Below are 1,161 nucleotides of genomic sequence, written 5' to 3' on the forward strand. Positions count from 1 at the left end.
GTCTTATCTTTATACATATGATTGAATATCAATTTTATACTGTCCTCATCAATATGTTTTCCATCATCATATATTTCCACTACAGCAAAATTATCATTTCTTTCTAGTCTGATTTTTATAATACTTTCGGCATATCTCAATGCATTGTCCAGTATATTTTCTAGACACACCTTTATTTTTTCCTCATTTGCAAAGATAATGCAGCTGCTTGTCTCTAACTCCCATTTAATATCATCACTGATTACTTTAAACTTATCCACCATGTCACTGACAATGTCCTTCAAATCCATGCTTTTATTCTTTTCACTCTCAAGGTTATTCTCCAGCGTATATTCCAATGTGTTGAGATAGAGTATCTGTTTTATTTTTTTCTCAAGTCCAATTGATTCATCCTTTATTATTTCTGCTGTCCTTTCAGGAGAATCTATATAAACACCGTCTATAATTGCCTGGGCATGGCTCATAATAACCATGACTGTTGTTTTTAAACTGTGGGATATACTTTGGAGAAATATCTTTTCGTTTTCATCGGCATATTTTAGTTTCTTCTGCATGATATTCATTGACCTGGCAAGTTTGCCAATCTCATCATCATTGTCAATTTTAATGGGTTCAACCCAATTCTTGTCTGCTATTTCTCTTGTATAATTTTCTAATTTTTTAAGAGGCTTTGATATATATGTCGCAACAAGTTTTGAGGTAATAAAAGCTATAATGATAAATATCATCCCTATCAATATTACCTCATATAAAAACTTATTATCTACATAATATGGCATATATGTCACAAAGTATGATTTCAATGAGTCCGTATTTTTTATTGGACTTATTATGATTAAATATTCTACTTTATCGTAATAGGCTCTAAATTGTGTTTCTGATTTTATATTTTTTGCAAAGGAACTTATCCAATCTATTCTTTTAGCTCCTGGACTTCCATTCATAGGTAAAGAATTATTGGTAGGATTGTTTACATATTGTATTTCTTTTTCCCCATGGTTAAAATTGACAATAAAGTTCTCAACATTAATAAGATTTCTCATTTTAGTAAAGTCTGGCGGATGATTAAAATCATCGTCTTTTAAAATTATATCATGATATGCTTTCATATCTTTGATATGATTATTTTTATCAATATACCTAAAACTATATAAATATAAT

Annotated in this window: 1 protein-coding gene; it reads right to left on the reverse strand. The window is 29.3% G+C overall.

The window, feature by feature from the left end; all coding sequences use genetic code 11:
* Nucleotides 1-1,161 (reverse strand): sensor histidine kinase (locus J5G60_RS18420; protein ID WP_207876645.1); only part of this gene is annotated, 1,161 nt, incomplete at both ends.

This window comes from Clostridium sp. HV4-5-A1G, assembly GCF_900184915.1.
In the GTDB taxonomy this organism is placed as follows: domain Bacteria; phylum Bacillota; class Clostridia; order Clostridiales; family Clostridiaceae; genus Clostridium_B; species Clostridium_B aromativorans.